The organism is Dietzia sp. CH92, assembly GCF_032248695.1.
Taxonomy (GTDB): Bacteria; Actinomycetota; Actinomycetes; order Mycobacteriales; family Mycobacteriaceae; genus Dietzia.
Window position 1 is genome coordinate 471,850 of record NZ_JAVHXC010000002.1, and the last position, 16,023, is coordinate 487,872.

Annotated in this window: 13 protein-coding genes and 1 tRNA gene; 6 read left to right on the plus strand and 8 right to left on the minus strand. The window is 72.4% G+C overall.

The features are described from left to right. Window positions 1-123: 123 nt before the first annotated feature. The 4 genes from RWK90_RS05620 to RWK90_RS05635 all read right to left on the minus strand — a co-directional run bounded on the left by RWK90_RS05620 (window position 124) and on the right by RWK90_RS05635 (window position 3,390). Window positions 124-840 carry a DedA family protein gene (locus RWK90_RS05620; RefSeq protein WP_314035617.1) on the minus strand — a complete coding sequence of 239 codons (717 nt, stop codon included), beginning with the start codon at window positions 838-840 and terminating at the stop codon, window positions 124-126. Between the two features lie 111 nt (window positions 841-951). Continuing rightward, window positions 952-1,653 carry a hypothetical protein gene (locus tag RWK90_RS05625; protein ID WP_314035619.1) on the minus strand — a complete coding sequence of 234 codons (702 nt, stop codon included), beginning with the start codon at window positions 1,651-1,653 and terminating at the stop codon, window positions 952-954. A 260-nt stretch (window positions 1,654-1,913) separates the two neighbouring features. Then, on the minus strand, window positions 1,914-3,104 hold the full coding sequence (locus RWK90_RS05630; protein WP_314035621.1) for a DUF6596 domain-containing protein: 1,191 nt from the start codon (window positions 3,102-3,104) through the stop codon (window positions 1,914-1,916). Between the two features lie 16 nt (window positions 3,105-3,120). After that, on the minus strand, window positions 3,121-3,390 hold the full coding sequence (locus tag RWK90_RS05635; RefSeq protein ID WP_314035623.1) for a DUF3072 domain-containing protein: 270 nt from the start codon (window positions 3,388-3,390) through the stop codon (window positions 3,121-3,123). A 348-nt stretch (window positions 3,391-3,738) separates the two neighbouring features. Between RWK90_RS05635 and RWK90_RS05640 the strand changes: the two genes are divergently transcribed. Further along, window positions 3,739-4,611, plus strand: coding sequence for a DUF559 domain-containing protein (locus RWK90_RS05640; protein WP_314035625.1), 873 nt, complete (start codon window positions 3,739-3,741; stop codon window positions 4,609-4,611). A gap of 225 nt (window positions 4,612-4,836) precedes the next feature. Here RWK90_RS05640 and RWK90_RS05645 read toward each other — a convergent pair whose 3' ends face one another. Further along, window positions 4,837-5,247, minus strand: coding sequence for a YciI family protein (locus RWK90_RS05645; protein WP_314035627.1), 411 nt, complete (start codon window positions 5,245-5,247; stop codon window positions 4,837-4,839). Window positions 5,248-5,419: 172 nt separating this feature from the next. Here RWK90_RS05645 and RWK90_RS05650 point away from each other — a divergent pair. Beyond that, window positions 5,420-5,492 (plus strand) — tRNA-Gly (locus tag RWK90_RS05650). 211 nt (window positions 5,493-5,703) lie between these two features. Here the strand turns inward: RWK90_RS05650 and RWK90_RS05655 are convergent. Next, window positions 5,704-6,327 carry a TetR/AcrR family transcriptional regulator gene (locus RWK90_RS05655; protein ID WP_314035629.1) on the minus strand — a complete coding sequence of 208 codons (624 nt, stop codon included), beginning with the start codon at window positions 6,325-6,327 and terminating at the stop codon, window positions 5,704-5,706. A gap of 409 nt (window positions 6,328-6,736) precedes the next feature. On the opposite strand from RWK90_RS05655, the gene RWK90_RS05660 reads away from it, so the two are divergent. The 4 genes from RWK90_RS05660 to RWK90_RS05675 all read left to right on the plus strand — a co-directional run bounded on the left by RWK90_RS05660 (window position 6,737) and on the right by RWK90_RS05675 (window position 12,689). Next, complete coding sequence (locus RWK90_RS05660) at window positions 6,737-8,392, plus strand: AMP-binding protein (RefSeq protein ID WP_396230277.1); 1,656 nt, start codon at window positions 6,737-6,739, stop codon at window positions 8,390-8,392. A 222-nt stretch (window positions 8,393-8,614) separates the two neighbouring features. Continuing rightward, the gene (locus RWK90_RS05665) at window positions 8,615-9,499 is read left to right on the plus strand and encodes a DUF1295 domain-containing protein (RefSeq protein ID WP_314035632.1); all 885 of its coding nucleotides are present in this window, start codon (window positions 8,615-8,617) and stop codon (window positions 9,497-9,499) included. Continuing rightward, window positions 9,496-10,614 carry an FAD-dependent oxidoreductase gene (locus RWK90_RS05670; protein ID WP_314035634.1) on the plus strand — a complete coding sequence of 373 codons (1,119 nt, stop codon included), beginning with the start codon at window positions 9,496-9,498 and terminating at the stop codon, window positions 10,612-10,614. The genes RWK90_RS05665 and RWK90_RS05670 overlap by 4 nt, the downstream gene beginning before the upstream one ends. Before the next feature lie 164 nt (window positions 10,615-10,778). Beyond that, window positions 10,779-12,689 (plus strand): hypothetical protein, encoded by a 1,911-nt coding sequence (locus tag RWK90_RS05675; protein WP_314035637.1) that lies wholly within the window; start codon window positions 10,779-10,781, stop codon window positions 12,687-12,689. Window positions 12,690-12,782: 93 nt separating this feature from the next. On the opposite strand, the gene RWK90_RS05680 is transcribed toward RWK90_RS05675, so the two are convergent. Continuing rightward, window positions 12,783-13,457 (minus strand): hypothetical protein, encoded by a 675-nt coding sequence (locus RWK90_RS05680; RefSeq protein ID WP_314035639.1) that lies wholly within the window; start codon window positions 13,455-13,457, stop codon window positions 12,783-12,785. Window positions 13,458-13,521: 64 nt separating this feature from the next. Next, window positions 13,522-16,017: a helix-turn-helix transcriptional regulator gene (locus tag RWK90_RS05685; protein WP_314035641.1), complete on the minus strand. Its 2,496-nt coding sequence runs from the start codon at window positions 16,015-16,017 to the stop codon at window positions 13,522-13,524. Window positions 16,018-16,023 lie beyond the last annotated feature (6 nt).

Below are 16,023 nucleotides of genomic sequence, written 5' to 3' on the forward strand. Positions count from 1 at the left end.
GTCGGGGGCCGCCGAGCCCCTTCCGGCGACCGCGAGTGATTCGGAGCCGCTCGGTGCCCGGATGCGAGCCGACCGCCCGATGCCGTCCACCAGCGTGGACAGAGCTCGGCGTGCCTCCGCTGCTCAGCGGCGGGCCATCTCCTCTTGACGCTCTCCGGGCTCACCCCGGCCCTGGTCGTCGCGCTTGAGCTTCAGGAGCCGCCGCACGCGCTTGATGACGAACCACAGCAGCAGCACGGCGATGATCGCCAGTACCAGGTTGGACAGCACGCCGCTCCACTGCTCGAGGACGGGCTTGATGGCGGGTCCGAAGGCGTAGCCGGAGCCGATCCAGATGGCGTTCCACACGCCGGACCCGAGCAGGGTGTAGGCGGTGAAATTCACCAGCGGCATGCGTTCGATGCCGGCGGGGATGGAGATGAACGAGCGCACGAGCGGCACGCAGCGGCCCAGCAGGACGGCGACGCCACCCCACTTCGCGAAGAACGCCTCGGCCTTGTCGAAGTCCTCGTACTCGAGCAGGGGGATGCGTCCGACGAGTCGTCTCGTGCGGTTGCGGCCGAGCGCGGCGCCGATGGCGTACCAGATCCAGGCGCCGAGGAGCGCTCCCAGGGTCGCCGCCGCCCAGGCGAGCCAGAAGTTCATCCGCCCCTCGTAGGCGAGGAATCCGGCGCCGGGCAGGACGGCCTCGGAGGGGATGGGCGGCAGGAACGTCTCGAGCAGGATCGCGATTCCCACGCCGAGCTCCCCGAGGGTCTCCATGAGCTGGAGGATCCACCCGATGAACCCCTCGTATCCGGCGGAGGGGTCGGTGGGCGATGTGGCGGCGAGTGTCAGCACAGGGGAAAGTGTAGGGGTTTTCCGCGCCCGGCCCGGTTCCCCGCGTAGCGGCGGGGGCGGGCGATGCGGGGGTCGATAGCGGTCACGACGGTGGCGGCGGTGGCGACGACCTCACTCCGGGGAGCCCGCCGCGTACGCGGCGGCGAGGTCCCGCAGAGCGGCGTGGTCCTCCCCCAACAGGTTCATGGGCGAGCGACGGCCGACGAGACCGTGACTCGGTGTGGCCCACCATGCCGCCGCGAGGTCAGGGTGGTGGCCCGCGTCGAGGAGGCGATTGACCACGGCCACGATGTTGTCGGGCCGTCGGGGGTCGAAGTGGGCCAGTTGGAACACCGGGTAGACCCATCGGCGGTCCCCGCGCAGGGCGATGAGCCGACCCTCGCGTGCGAACGTCCGCAGCGAGTCGGCGGGGGCGGAGGCCGGGAGGACGCCGCGTCGGGTGAGTATGTCGCCCGCCTCTGTCGAGCACACGTGGGGCAGCTGGAGCACCACGCTTCGGGTCGCGCGGGAGATCGTGGCGCGTCGGCTCATCGCGGCAGCACTCGCCGGGCCCCGCAGCGGGTCACGGGTTCGATCCCCTGTCGCCGCGCGTCCGGGGACCCGCACCGGATCACTGATGGGATCACCGAGCGCGATGCGTCCGGCCCGCAGGGCGCGGTCGATCTGGGCGGCGACTCCGCTGTAGGCGCCGCGTCGGCGTAGTTCCTTGACGACGGCGTCGGCGAACTGGTGGTCATCGAGCTCTCTGAGGGCGCGATCCACCCTGGCCGCGGACCCTGTCCCCGGCGTGATCACCCGATTCTGAACTGCCATCGCGACCACCCACCTTCTGGGCGGAATTTTAGTGCCGTCGACGTCAGCGCGGAATACGGAATCCGTGCCGCCGCGTAAAGATCGCGTTAACGGCACTTTCGGGCGGCCGCGAGCTCCGGGGACGCCTCCGGTCCGACCTCGCCGTCCGACCCGCCTGGCACTGCGGTGAAGTAGACGCCGCCAAGGAACACACACCTGACGGCCGAATCCCATAGTACGGGCGTTTTGCATTCCGCACTCATGTTTCCGCGGTTCTCGTCTCACTGAGCACGCCTCAACTCGGCCGCCCGCCGCGCGAGGAACCGCCGCTCGGGCATCGACGTCGCCTCCGCCGCGGCACGCGCGTAGAGCTCCGCGGCCACGCCGACCTCCCCGGCCTCGGCGTGGAGATGGGCCCGCGCCGCGGTACGCCGGGGCACCGTGTCCGGTACCCCGGCCAGGGCGGCGAGCCCGGCGTGCGGGCCGTCGGCGTGCCCCACCGCGACCGCCCTGCCCAACCGGGCGACCGGGCTGTCGCGAATCGCGAGCAATTCGTCGTACCACTCGACGATCTGCACCCAGTCCGTCTCGGCGGCAGACCGCGCATCGGCGTGCAGCGCGGCGATCGCCGCCTGCGCCTGATACTCCCCCAGCTGATCGCTCGAGAGCGCTGCCCGCAGGATCGCGATCCCCTCCGCGATCGCGTCCGCGTCCCATCTGGTGCGGTCCTGCTCGGCGAGGGGGATGAGCTCGTCGTCGTCGCCCCCCTGCCCCGCGCCGGGCCCGCGCCCGCCAGCCCCACCTCGCGCCGCGCCCCCGAACCGCGCCGGACGGCGCGCGTGGTGCAGCACCATCAGCGCGAGCAACCCACGCACCTCGGGGTGGTCGACGATCGCGGCGAGCTGCCGCGTCAGGCGCAGCGCTTCGGCGGCCAGGTCGACCTCGCCTGTGTACCCCTCGTTGAAGACCAGGTAGAGGACGCGCAGGACCGTCGCGACGTCGCCGGGTCGGTCCAGGCGGTGACCGGCGAGGGTGCGTTTGGCGCGGCTGATGCGCTGCGCCATGGTCGCCTCGGGGACGAGGAACGCCCACGCGATCTGACGTGTCGTCAGGCCGCCCACGGCGCGGAGGGTCAGCGCGATCGCCGACGGCATCGGCAGCGCCGGGTGCGCGCACAGGAAGTAGAGCCAGAGGGAGTCGTCGACGACGAGCGGCGCGGACTCCGGCTCCCCCACCGCCCGTTGCTCGCGGCGCCGGCGGGCCGTGTCCGAACGGGCGGAGTCGAGGAACTTGCGCCACGCCACCGCGATCAGCCAGGCGCGCGGGTCGCGCGGCGGGTCGGTACACCAGACCCGCAGGGCGTCCACCAGGGCGTCCTGGACGGCGTCCTCGGCCGCGGCGAAGTCGGCTCCGCGGCGGACGAGGGCGTTGATCACCTGCGGCGTCAGTGCCCGCAGGTCGGGAGCGGTCATGGCCGCCCTCCTCAGGTCACGACGTGCGCGGGTTGCCCTTCTGCAGGCGGTCAATGTGCTCGGACGCCTCGGCCTTGGTCAGCGTCGCCGGGAGCTCTTCGCCGGCCTCGCGGGCGAGGGTGTCGAGGTAGCTCTTCTGCGCCTCGGTCATGGGCTCGTCGCCGGTGACCCAGTCATCGGGGTCGCGTCGGATCGAGCCCCCGCCGGCGCTGCTGCCCTCGGGATAAGGCGCGCCGAGGGTCTCTTCCCGGGGGTTCTGGCTGGCGTCGGGTGTCGGGGAGGTCATGCCCGCACGCTACGCCCGCGCCGGGGGCCGGACCACCGCCTGCGGGCCCGCCAGGTGGCCCGGCGGCCCTGGCAGGTGGCCCTGGCAGGTGGCCCCGGCAGGCGGCCCGTCGGGCCCTGGCCTCGTCGAGTGGTCAGAAACGCGCGGAATCCACGCTCGCCTTCTGGCGAAACGTGCGCGAAATCGACCCCACGATGCCGGGGCGCGACTCACCGTCCGAGCCCCGGGCGTTCGATGCCGGCCCTCGCCCGCCCGCAGTTGTCCACAGGCCCGAGTTATCCACAATCCACCCCGAGATCAGGCGCCGATCCTCCGGGCGCCGCCGGTGGCTGCGTCAGAGTCACAGCCATGACCGAACCACGACGCGGGCCCGGCCGCCTCTCCCCCGGACCGCGGCGCACGACCGAACTGCATGCGGTGTTCGGGACCCATCGCGCCCCGAAGAACTACCGCCGGGTCCACCAGGGGGTCTGGGAGCCCGTCGACGCGCGCACCACGCCGATCACCCGTCTGGCCGCGGCGACACTGGCGTGCCCGCACGCAGTGGCCACCGGCTGGCTCGCCGCGGAGATCCACGGCCATCCGTGGGTTCCCCGCGACTACCCGGTCGAAGTCGCTGTCGGACGGAGGCGGGTGCGTCGACCGGGGATCACCGCGCGGCGCTACGAGATCCCGGACGCGCACGTCGACACCATCCTCGCTGCGGACGGCAGTCCACTCCGCCTCGCAAGCCCGGAGTGGGCGATGTTCGACCTGGCCAGGCACCTCGACCGGACGGAAGCGATGGTCGCGCTCGACGGCGGTTGCCGCATGGGGGCAGGCCTCGATGTGCGGTCCGCGATTCCCGACCTCCTCGCCCGGTACCCACAGCGGCGGGGCTGCCGCATCGCGCTCGAACGTTGCGCCCTGGTCGAGCCGCGAACGGAGTCCCCGATGGAAACCAGACTCAGGTTGTTCCTGATCGACCTGGGGTTGACCGACTTCCGCATCCAGTTCGCACCGCCGGGACTGCCGTATCGGGTGGACTTCGTGTTCGTGGAGCGCAAGGTCGCGGTGGAGTACGACGGGGCCGGCCATCGAACCGCCGCCCAGCACGGTCGCGACGTCGAGCGTCTGAACCGCCTCCGCGCGGCCGGGTGGCGGGTCATCCAGGTGACGGCGTCCATCTTCTACCGGCGCCGCGAGGAGCTGGCCGCGCAACTCCTCGCGGCGCTGGCCTGAGAAGGGCCGAGACGCACCCCTCTGGGGCGCGTCGACTCGGCCGGATCTCGTCGAGTGGTCACAAACGCGCGCCTGCTCGAAGTGCCACCTGGGACGACGTGATCGAAATCGACCCCGCGATGATCGGCATGCGCCGGTGGGCCGGCGGCGGGCTCACGCCGACGGGCCGGTAGCGGCACGCGGCGGTGGGTAGCGGGCGCACACCGACGGCCCGGACGCGGGCGCTCAGTCCTCGATCTCGGTCGGCGCGGTGAGCAGCGGCCGCAACTCGAGCCACTCGCGGATCGGCTCACCACCCGGGCCCGGAGCCGCGGACAGCTCACCCGCCAACTCGACGGCCCTGTCGTAGTCCGCGACATCGATGATCATCCAGCCGGCGATGAGATCCTTGGTCTCCGCGAAGGGGCCATCGGTCAGCGGGGGCCTACCCTCGCCGTCGTACCGCACCCACGTCCCCGACTCCGACAGCGCGTGGGAGTCCACGTACTCCCCGCTCTCCCGCAGCCGGTTGGCGAAATCCTCCATGTACTGGAAGTGCGCGGACGCCTCCTCGGAGGTCCACTCCCCCAGCGGCGGATAGGTGGGTTCCTCGGGCGCGGAGCCGCGATAGTGCTTGAGTAACAGGTACTTGGCCATGACGATCCTCCTCGTACTGTGCGACCCAGTGTGGTCGCTTCACTAGAGGGACGGAACCGCTCGGTGGATCTCGACATCGCGAAAAGGGGGACCCCCTGCAGAGCCGTCAGAAGCGTCCGCTATTGTTCTTTCTCGCAGCGCCAGCGAGCCAAAAGCGAGCCGGCGAAGCGATGCGGATGTGGCGCAGCTGGTAGCGCATCACCTTGCCAAGGTGAGGGTCGCGAGTTCGAATCTCGTCATCCGCTCGCACACGAGATGCCCCGGATCATCGGTCACCGACGATCCGGGGCATCACTCGTTTCGGGGCACCCCGCCCCGCGTCACCGCGCCGCCCGACCGCCCGCCCCGCGTCACCGCGCCGCCCGACCGCCCGCCCCGCGTCACCGCGCCGCCCGACCGCCCGCGCCGCGTCACCGCGCGCCCCCGCGCGCCCGCCTCACGCCCCCGCCGCCCTCCCTACGCACCCGCGCGCCGCCGGAGGAACTCGGCGATCAGCCCCTCGACCCCGGACCGCACGAGGGCGCGCACCTGATCGGCGGAGAGCACCCCGGGCGTGGTGACGGTGGTGGTGCCGAGCCCGGCGGTGAAGGCGAACAGCGCCCTCGCGAGTCCGTCGAGCTCCTCCTGCGTCGGCTCGACGTCCGAGGTGCGGGCGAAGTGATCAGCGAGGTGCGCGGAGAGATTGTCGAGGGTCGAGCGGGCGTAGTTGTTGAGCACCTCCGAGAGCGGGGCGCTGCTCAGGCTGGCGGCCTGGAACACGGTGAGCACCCGCCAGAACCGCGGGGATCCACCGGTGTTGGGCAGGATGCTCACGGCCGCCTCCGTCCACTCCTCGAGGTTGGTGGACCAGCCGCCGCCCGGTGGGGCGAGTTCGGCGAGTGCGGTGAGCAGCGCGGCTTCGAGCAGGTCATTCTTGCCGCTGTAGTAGTGGGTGATGTAGCCCGTGGTCACACCCAGGCGGCTGGCCACACGGCGCATCGACAGGTGGTCCATGCCCGCGTCGGCGACGAGGTCGCACGCCGCCTCGGCGATGAGTCGGCGCGCTTCGTCGCTCTTCGGTCCACCCGCACTACGCACCATCGTCCGTCCGTTCTCCTTCTCAGGGGGCCGCTGCCGGCCCCGCTCATGCCCCTGTCGGGCGTCGCCCACTCTCGGGCGTCGCCCACTCCCGAGCGCACGCCGCATCGGCACGCCGCATCGGCCCACGGCCGGGGTCTCCGGCCCGAACCGATCCGATCCGGTAGTTGTGACGCGCGACACCGTCGGCTACCGTATCCTTCGCACCGACTCATAACGGTCGTTATGAAGATTCTGCGCTCTGAACGCCGCGCCCCTCGACCCGGGGCCGGATCCGGTCGCGGCCCCGGGGTCCCGGGGGTCGGGCGCGTGTCCCACTACATCGAGAGGTCCCACTGTGAACGCAGGCCCCGCCAGCCAGCAGGCCACCATCCCGTCGGCTGATCAGATCGAGCGGCTGCTCCCCCACGAGGTGGCGGAGCAGCGGCTGACCTTCGGTGACGTCCTCGAGCGCCGCCGGGGCGATCAGCACCCGGGGCTCCTGTTCGAGGACGAGCAGTACTCCTGGGCCGAGGTGGTCGACCAGTGCGAGCTGCGCGCCAAGGCCATGTACCGGCTCCGCCGCGAGGACCGCGCGTTCCACGTGGGCGTGCTGCTGGAGAACGTGCCGGACTACATCTTCCTGCTCGGTGGCGCGGCGATGGCCGGCGCCACGATCGTGGGCATCAACCCCACGCGCCGGGGCGCGGAGCTCGCCGCGGACATCCGCAGCGTCGACTGCGACCTCATCATCACCGACGACTCGCAGCTGCACCTGCTCTCCGGCCTTGACACCGGCGTCGAGGAGGGCCGGATCTTCTCGATCGACAGCGCGGCCTGGCAGCAGGAGCTGGAGGCGGCCGCGGCCACGGAGCTGCCGTACATCGAGGCAGCGCACGAGCCGAGCACCCAGGTGCTGCTCACGTTCACCTCGGGCTCGACGGGCGCGCCGAAGGCCGTCATCTGCAGCACAGGCCGCCTGGCCTCGCTCTCGGCGATCAACCACCTGTCGTTCACGCGCAGCGACGTGACCTACAACTCGATGCCGCTGTTCCACGGCAACGCGATCTTCTCCTGCTGGGGTCCGTCGGTGTTCACCGGCGCGACCTTCAGCATGCGCCGCAAGTTCTCGGCCTCGGGCTTCCTGCCGGACGTGCTGAAGTTCGGCGCGACGTTCTTCAACTACGTCGGCCGTTCGCTGGCGTACATCCTGGCGGTGCCGGAGTCGCCGGAGGAGAAGCAGACGCGCCTGCGCCTGGTGTTCGGCACCGAGGCCTCCCCGCACGACCGGGACGAGTTCGAGCGTCGCTTCGGTACGCGGCCGATCGAGAGCTACGGCTCCTCCGAGGGCGCCGTGGTGATCAGCCTGACGCCGGATTCCCCGCGCAACGCGCTGGGGGTGCCGCCGGAGTTCATGGACGTGTGCATCCTGGACGCGAGCGGGCAGGAGTGCCCGCGCGCCGAGTTCGACGGCAACGGGCGTCTGCTCAACCCGGAGGTGGCGATCGGGGAGATCGCCAACCGCACGGGCGCCGCGATGTTCGAGGGCTACTACAAGAACCCGGACGCCACGGCCGAGCGCATCGAGGGCGCGACGTACCGTTCGGGCGACCTGGGGTACCGCGACGCCGACGGGTTCTTCTACTTCGCCGGCCGGGGCGGCGACTGGCTGCGCGTGGACAGCGAGAACTTCGCGGCCGCGCCGGTGGAGCGCATCCTCGCGCGCTACCCCGGCGTGGCGCTGGTGGCGGTGTACCCGGTGCCGGATCCGCGGACGGGCGACCAGGTCATGGCATCCATCCAGATGGTGCCGGGCACCGAGTTCGACCCGGAGTCGTTCGGCACGTTCCTGTCGGAGCAGGCGGACCTGGGCACCAAGTGGGCGCCCCGGTTCGTGCGGATCGTCAACACCATCCCCGTGACCGCGACGCGCAAGATCGACAAGAAGGTGCTGCGCCGCGAGTCTTGGCCGGTCGAGGACACGGTGTACGTGGGTGACACCAAGACGCACCGCTACCACGAGCTCGACGAGGCGGAGCGGACCGCGCTGCTCGCCGAGTACAAGACGTACGGCCGCTCCCCCGCCTGATCCTCGCCGCGCCGGCTGGTCGTCACCGCGCCGTCGCCGTCCCCGGATCCCGGGGGTGGTGGCGGCGCGGTCGTCGTTCCGCGCGCGGCGGCGCGATGACGCGCGAGGTCAGACCGACAACGACGACGACGACGACGAGATTCTCCGTCGACGAGGCGGGCCGCAGCTGGGGGTTTAGCTGTTCGACCCGTCGCGGCCGGTGGGGCGCACTACCCTCCTCCCATGAGCCGAGGCGCGTCCCTGCTGCGAGTGGCACTCGCGTACGTCGTCGCGATCACCGTGGGTCTGGCCTGGCTGGTGTGGGGCCCGGACACCGCACACCTGTGGCTGGACGGGCTGATCGCCGACCTCATCGCCACACTCGTGATCTTCGGATTCAGCCGCGCCTACGGGAATTCGAGCGTCTACGACGCCTACTGGTCGGTCATCCCTCCGCTGCTCGCGTTCTACTGGTGGGTGGCCGCCGACGCCGGCGTGAACGACGTCCGCTGGTGGCTCATGATGACCGTGCTGGTGGCCTGGGCCGTACGACTCACCGCGAACTGGGTCCGCACCTTCCCCGGCATGCACCACGAGGACTGGCGGTACCCCATGGTCCGCGGCCGGGCCGGCCGGTTCGGCATCGCGGCCGATCTGCTGGGCATCCACGTCTTCCCCACCCTGCAGGTCTTCGCCGGCCTCATCCCCGTCTACGTGGTGGCCACCCGCGCCGGCGAACCACTCGGCCCGCTCGACATCGTCGCGTTCGTCGTGGGCATCGCCGCACTCGCCCTGGAGACGGTCGCCGACCTGCAGATGCACCGCTTCCTCGCCACCGCCGCGCCCGGCCAGGTCATGCAGTCCGGGGTGTGGTCGTGGTCCCGCCACCCGAACTACGTCGGCGAGTGCGGCATCTGGCTCTCGATGGGCCTGTTCGGCCTGGCCGCCCGGCCCGCCGCGTGGTGGGTGCTGGCCGGGTTCGCCACCATGCTCGCGATGTTCCTGACCGTGTCCATCCCGATGATGGAGCGCCGCAGCCTCGAACGCCGCCCCCAGTACGGCGAGGTCATCCGGCGCGTGTCGCTCTTCCTGCCGCGCCCGCCCCGGAAGGCCGCCGCCCACACATGACCCGGCCCCGCGTCGTGGTGGTGGGCCTCGGCGACACCGGCGTCCTCACCGCGATCGCCCTGCGCGGGCACGCCGACGTGGTGGGCATCTCCCCCACGCCTGAGTTCATCAGCGGCCAGGAACTGGGACTGCGCCTGGCCCGGCCGCGGGCCTGGGAGCGGGACTACCGGATCGACTACTCCCGATTCCGCGGCCTCGACCGTGCCCGACTCGTCCACGGCAGCGCGACGCGACTGCACACCGATACCCGGACCGTGCGCGTCACGCTCGCGGACGGCTCACGGGTCGAGGAACCGTACGACCTCGTCGTCGTCGCCACCGGGGTTTCCAACGGGTTCTGGCGCCACCCCACGCTGCGCGACGCGGCGACCGTCGACGTCGAACTCGCCGGCCCCCACTCGCGCCTGGCCGCGGCGCGCACGGTCGCGGTGATCGGCGGCGGCGCGGCGGCCGTCAGCTCGGCGGCCCAGGTCGCGCAGCGGTGGCCACGCACCCGCGTCGACCTCTACTTCCCCGGCGACCGCGCCCTGCCCCACCACCACCCGCGCGTGTGGCACCGGGTGCGCGCCCGCCTCGACGGACTCGGTGTGGGCCTGCACCCCGGGCACCGCGCGGCGCTCCCGCCCGACGGCGACGACCGCGCGCTCACCGCGGGGCCCGTCGCGTGGAGCACCGGTCAGGCGCCGACCGACGCCGACGTGGTGGTGTGGGCGATCGGGCGCGTCTCGCCCCACACCGCGTGGCTGCCGCGCCACATGCTCGACGACCGCGGATTCGTCCGCGTCCTGCCGACGCTGCAGGTCCCCGGTCACCCGGACGTGTTCGCGGTGGGCGATGTGGCCGCCACCGACCCGCTGCGCACCTCCGCGCGCAACCGCGGGCACCGCCTGGTGGCCCACAACATCCGCGCGCACCTCGCCGGCGCCCCGCTTCGCGCGTACCGGCCCCCGTCACGACGATGGGGATCGGTGCTGGGGCCTATGGGCGACGGCCTCGTCGTGTTCACGCCCGCCGGGCACGGCGTCCGCGTCCCGCGGCGCGCGGCCGACCTCGTGCTCCAGCGGCTCATCACCCATCAGGGGATCTACGGCGGCGTCCGCGGCCCGCGACGGTGACGGCAAGGGGCTGGCGGCGGTCCGGAGTCGTTTAGGTGTCGATTCAGCAACTCATGGGAAATCGTAACGACACACTTATCTCCCCCGATCTAGAGTGCAGCTCTACCGCTCTCGGTGCCATCCGGACACCGGCGAGTTCCAGACAGCAAAGGGGTCCACCCATGATGTCGCAGCACCCACTCCACCTCCGACTCGCCGCCGTCAGCGGCGCCATCGCCCTCGCCGCCGCCGGTTCGACGGGCGTCGCCAACGCCCAGACCGGCTCGCTGGGGGTAGACCTCGGCCTCAACCTCGAACTGCTCCTCGGATCGGCGGGCCCGGGATCCGCCGACCTCGGGTCGCTCGAGCCCGGCTCGCTCTCCGCCGGTTCCCTCGACCCCGGCTCGGTGGGCCCCGGTTCCGTCGCGCCTGGGTCGCTCGAGCCCGGTTCGCTCGATCCCGGCTCACTGGAGCCAGGTTCGCTCACCGGCTCGGTGGACCCCGGCTCGCTCGAGCCCGGCTCGCTCACCGACTCGCTCGGTCCCGGCTCACTCACCGACTTGCTCGGCCCCGGTTCACTCGAGCCCGGCTCGCTCACCGACTCACTCGGTCCCGGTTCCCTGGACGCCGGGTCGCTCGAGCCTGGATCACTCGATCCGGGTTCTCTCGAGCCTGGTTCTGTCGGCCCGGGGTCTGTGGAGTCCGGGTCGCTGACGGGTTCGCTCGAGCCGGGATCGGTGGGGGCGGGTTCGCTCGTCAGCCTGCTCGTCATGCTGTCGCTCGGCTCCTCCGGTGAGGGCTCACTCGGTGACGGGTCCCTGCCCACCGGATCACTGACGGGATCGCTCGACGAGCTCACGGGTTCCCTGGAGTCCGGCAGCGACGGATCACTCGAACCGGGCTCCGGCGAGGGGTCGCTGGGATCCGGCTCGGGCGAGGGGTCGCTCCCATCAGGGTCGCTCGACGTGGGCTCCGGCGAAGGGTCGCTCGAGGTCGGCTCCGGTGAGGGATCGCTGGACCTCGGCTCGGGCGAGGGGTCGCTCGAGCCCGGATCAGTACAGGCCGGCTCACTCGTCAGCGTGATTCTGGCCCTGTCACTCGGCTCCTCCGGATCCGGCTCGGGCGGCGACTCCAGCGCGCCCGGGTCAGGCGAGAGCTCACTGGGGTCCGACGGCGAGGGCTCCCTCGACACCGGGTCCCTGACCTCCGGATCGCTCTCCGGGTCGGTCGACGAGGTCACCGGCTCGCTCGGTTCCGACGGCAACGGCTCGCTTCCGACGGGATCGGGCGAGGGCTCGCTTCCGTCCGGTTCAGGCGAGGGATCGCTCCCATCCGGCTCGGGCGAAGGATCCCTTCCGTCGGGCTCCGGCGAAGGATCGCTTCCGTCGGGTTCAGGCGAGGGATCGCACCCGTCCGGCTCGGGCGAAGGATCCCTTCCGTCGGGCTCGGGCGAAGGATCGCTTCCGTCCGGGTCGGGCGACGGATCGATCCCGTCCGGCTCGGGCGAAGGATCCCTTCCGTCGGGCTCCGGCGAAGGATCGCTTCCGTCAGGATCGATCGATGCCGGATCGGGGTCGGGATCGGGCGAGGGATCCCTTCCGGCAGGCTCGGGCGAAGGATCGCTCCCGTCCGGCTCGGGCGAAGGATCGATTCCGTCGGGGTCGATCGACGTCGGCTCGGCGGCGGGGTCGCTGGCCCCGGCCGGTTCGTTGGCTGCGTCGCTCGCGCCTCTCGGCTCCGCCCCTGCATCGGCGGCCGGATCGCTGCCGCTGCTGCTCCCCGTGGCCGCGATCGGTGGGTCCATCGCCGCCGCGCCGATGATCACGCAGGTCGGTGCCGTCACGGGCCAGGCCCTCCCGCCGCTTCCGGCCATGCCGATGCCCAGCGTTCCCGTGCAGGTGGCCCCGGAGGTCCCCCTGGCCCCGGGACCGGTCGAACCCAACGGCCGCGGTGGCGAACCGGGATCGCGAGACGCAGCCCCACCTGCGGGCCCGGCGGCTCCGCAGGTCGTCACGGTCGTCACCGGCTCCCTCGGCGACTACCAGGTGGCACTCCCGGAAGGCGTGGTGCTGCCGCCGTTGCCGTTCATCCGCTGACCAACTGCGCCACACCAGCGCCGTCGCCGCCTTCGAAGCCGGAGGTGGCGGCGGCGCTGCCATAGTGCGGCACCCGCAGCCGCCCGACCGGGCCTAGACGACCTTGGTCTGCCGGTGGGTGCGGGAGAGCTCGACCGTCTTCACCAGCCAGAAGGCGGCAAACGCGAAGAGCGCCACCGCCTCCACCGCGAACAGCGCCGCGCTCGACGCCGCCAACCAGGCGAGCAGGAGCGCGAGCGCGGGGAAGACCAGCAGGAGCACCATGATGAACCGATAGGTCACCCGGTAGCCCTGGCGGGTGCGCGGATCCGTGATCGAGCAGACCGTCCGCTCCCCGTAGAAGAAGATCGACAGCGCCGCCAGAACGAAGAACGACACCGCGGCCACTGCGTGGACGACGCTCGTCAGCGTGACGCCCGGAACCGCCGGGTCGACTGTGGGGAACAGCGCTGTGACCACCGCGAGGACGCCGGCCGCGTTGAGCAGCAGGTTCTCGCCCCGCGTGTACCCGCGGTACGCCACCAGGGCCACGCCGATCGCCACCAGCGTGCCGACGAACAGGCTCCGCGCCGGGGTGTAGTAGGAGGCGCTGAGCGAGTCCATCATCGTCAGGTCCGGATCGACGATCACCCACGCCACGAGCGCGACGGGCAGGAGGATGGCACCGCCCGCGATCACCATCCGCAGCACGAAGTAGGTTTCGATGATGAACGTGGCCGGGGCGTCGCAGAACGTCGCGGGAGCGCTCCGGGTCTGTGGCGCGGTCATGGCTACCCCTTCCGGTGGGCCGTTCTCCACCATTGTGGGCCCGGGGTCCGACACCCGGCCGGGATCAGGTGGAGCGGCCCGCCAGGCGGGTGCCGGTCTTGGTGTAGATCCGGTTGAGATGCCCCTCGACCGTCCGCTTGGACAGGTGCAGCTCGGCCGCGATCTCCGCGTTGGTCAGCCCCCGGGCCACGAGGTCCGCGATCTGGGCCTCCCGGCGCGTGAGCGTGACACCCGGCGGCGTGGCGCCGCTGAGGTGGGCGAACCCGGCCCGCGCGGTGCTGATCTCCGTCGTGGCCAGCAGCCGCTCGGCGAGCGTGTGGTGCTTCGACCCCGGGGAGGCCACCGCGCGGGCCCGGTCGGCGGCCGCCGCGGCCATCGCCAGCAGCCCGGACTCGTGGGCACGGCGCGCCACCTCCAGCAGGCGACGCGGGCTCTCCGCGAGGGTCGCCGCGGCCAGCTCCTGCAGCATCTCGGGCAGGTCCCCGGTGACCTCCAGCTCCCCCACCAGGCGGCAGGTCTCGAGGTCGGCGGTGAAGATGCCGGGCATCGCGCCACGGATCGCGGCGCCGTGCAGCCCGTCCTCGGCGAGATCCCACACCACCCGCCTCGCCTCGTCCCGCTCCCCCAGCCCGAACAGCGCACCCGCCTCCGCGGCACGGGTCTCCGCCCCGACCGGGGAACTCGTGTACGCGGGCACGGCCCGCAGTCGTCGCAGCTGCTCGCGCGCGGTCGCGCCCTGCCCGGACAGCGCCAGCGCGAGCGCGTGAAGGGAGAGCACCCGCGGCAGGAACTCCTCCGGCCCGTCGACCTCGATGGTGTCGATCGCGTCCGCCGCGGCGATCGTCGCCGAGGGCAGGTCGCCCGCGAACAACGCGATCTCCGCGTCGGCGGCGCGGCGGAGCCCGTGGTCGATGCGGACGGACTCCACGTGGTCGGCCGCGCTGAACGAGGACAGCTCGCCGCCCAGCGCGGTGATCCCGTAGCCGTGCAGCACCACCGACAGCAGTGCAGAGAGGTACTCCTCCGACGCCCACGCGACGTGCCCCATCGAGCGGGCCCGGCGGGCCAGTCGTCGCAGGATGGCCAGCGCCTCGTCGGACTGCCCGAGCCCGTCCAGGGCGAGTGCGTGGATCGCCTCCAGCCGGCGCTCCCACTCCACCGGGAGCGGGGCCTCGAGCTGCGCGTACGTGCGTGAGGCCTCCCGGAACCGGCCGGAGTAGACCAGGTGCACCACGGTCAGCGCGTCGAGCACGGTGTGGGCCGGATGCCCCTCCGGGAGGAGTCGGTGCGCGTCGGCGATCATCGGCAGGGCGGCGTCCGGACCGTGGTCGCGGTAGTGCGCGAGGTCCGCGCGGGCGGTGACGATCTCCACGAGCACGCGGATGAACTCGCCCTCCGCCGGGTCGCCGCTCCCCTGCTGGAGCAGCACCATCGCCTGATCGAAGAGGATCGCCGCCTCGGGCAGCCGCTCGAGCAGGCGCAGGCACGAGCCCGCGACCAACGCGAGCTCGGCCTGCTGGACCGCCGTCAGCTCGAGTCCGGCGCGCTGCGCGGTGTCGTGGAGGCTGACGCCGGTGCGGTAGTCGTGGGCGGCGAGCGCCGCGTGCGCGGCGGCCAGCACCATGGCGGAGTCCACCGCGGGAGGGGCCGCGGCGCCGGAGTCGGCGAGCCGGGCGCGGCCGAGCCCCCACAGCACGATGCGCGGGTCCGGGAGCGCGGCGGCTGTGTCGGCGCGGGCGAGGACCGCCGCGTAGACCTCCCGGCGCCGGCGAGGGTCCGCGCCGCCGCGCAGCGCGGCGGCGAGCGCAGGCGGCTGGACGGTGAGGATCTCCACGCCGTCCTCGAGCCGCTCCACGAGCAGGCCGCGGGCGACGAGGTCGCAGACGAGGTCGTCGCCGTGCAGGTCGGCGAGGTCGGGCAGGCTGACGCGGCGGGCGAGTGCCGCCGTGGTGAGCGCCTCGGTGGCGGCGGCCGCGTCGAACGCCGAGCAGTCCGCACCCACCCACAGTCGCGGGTCCACGGTGGCCTCCGCGACGGCCGTGCCGGGGTCCACCGTCAGTTCCATGCGTTCCCGGGTGCGGCGGATGTACCCGCGGGCGGCGAGGTCGTCGAAGGTGGCGCGCAGCGCGGCCATGTTCCCGTGGGAGCAGGACCAGAGTGCCTCGACGAGCCGCGCCGACAGGGGGATGCCCACGACCGAGGACACGATCTCCTCGGACTCGCTGCGCGTCAGGTTGCGCAGGGGCAGGCGGGTGGTGCGGGCGGCCACCTCGTCGTCGTACCCAGGGGGTAACGGTGCCCCGAGCCGCGCGGACGCCACCAGGACGGCGCCGGCCGGCACGGCGGGTGGGGCCGATGTGGCGCGGTCGAGGTCGTCCCACACCACCACGGTGACGCCCGCGGCGCGCAGACCGGCGGCGATGTCCGCCGCGCACTGACTGGCGCCCGCGCCCGGCGGCCCCACGACCAGCACGCCGCGCCGCGTGTCCACGGCCAGGGCGACCGCGCGCGTGACGGTGTCAGACCTCAGTACCGCACGGCTCTTCCTCCACGCGGTCACGCGATC

Coding starts and splice junctions, on each gene's coding strand:
- RWK90_RS05625 (WP_314035619.1), bottom strand. CDS start 1,653: ATGGCAGTTCAGAATCGGGTGATCACGCCGGGGACAGGGTCCGCGGCC.
- RWK90_RS05630 (WP_314035621.1), bottom strand. CDS start 3,104: ATGACCGCTCCCGACCTGCGGGCACTGACGCCGCAGGTGATCAACGCC.
- RWK90_RS05635 (WP_314035623.1), bottom strand. CDS start 3,390: ATGACCTCCCCGACACCCGACGCCAGCCAGAACCCCCGGGAAGAGACC.
- RWK90_RS05640 (WP_314035625.1), top strand. CDS start 3,739: ATGACCGAACCACGACGCGGGCCCGGCCGCCTCTCCCCCGGACCGCGG.
- RWK90_RS05645 (WP_314035627.1), bottom strand. CDS start 5,247: ATGGCCAAGTACCTGTTACTCAAGCACTATCGCGGCTCCGCGCCCGAG.
- RWK90_RS05655 (WP_314035629.1), bottom strand. CDS start 6,327: ATGGTGCGTAGTGCGGGTGGACCGAAGAGCGACGAAGCGCGCCGACTC.
- RWK90_RS05665 (WP_314035632.1), top strand. CDS start 8,615: ATGAGCCGAGGCGCGTCCCTGCTGCGAGTGGCACTCGCGTACGTCGTC.
- RWK90_RS05670 (WP_314035634.1), top strand. CDS start 9,496: ATGACCCGGCCCCGCGTCGTGGTGGTGGGCCTCGGCGACACCGGCGTC.
- RWK90_RS05675 (WP_314035637.1), top strand. CDS start 10,779: ATGTCGCAGCACCCACTCCACCTCCGACTCGCCGCCGTCAGCGGCGCC.
- RWK90_RS05680 (WP_314035639.1), bottom strand. CDS start 13,457: ATGACCGCGCCACAGACCCGGAGCGCTCCCGCGACGTTCTGCGACGCC.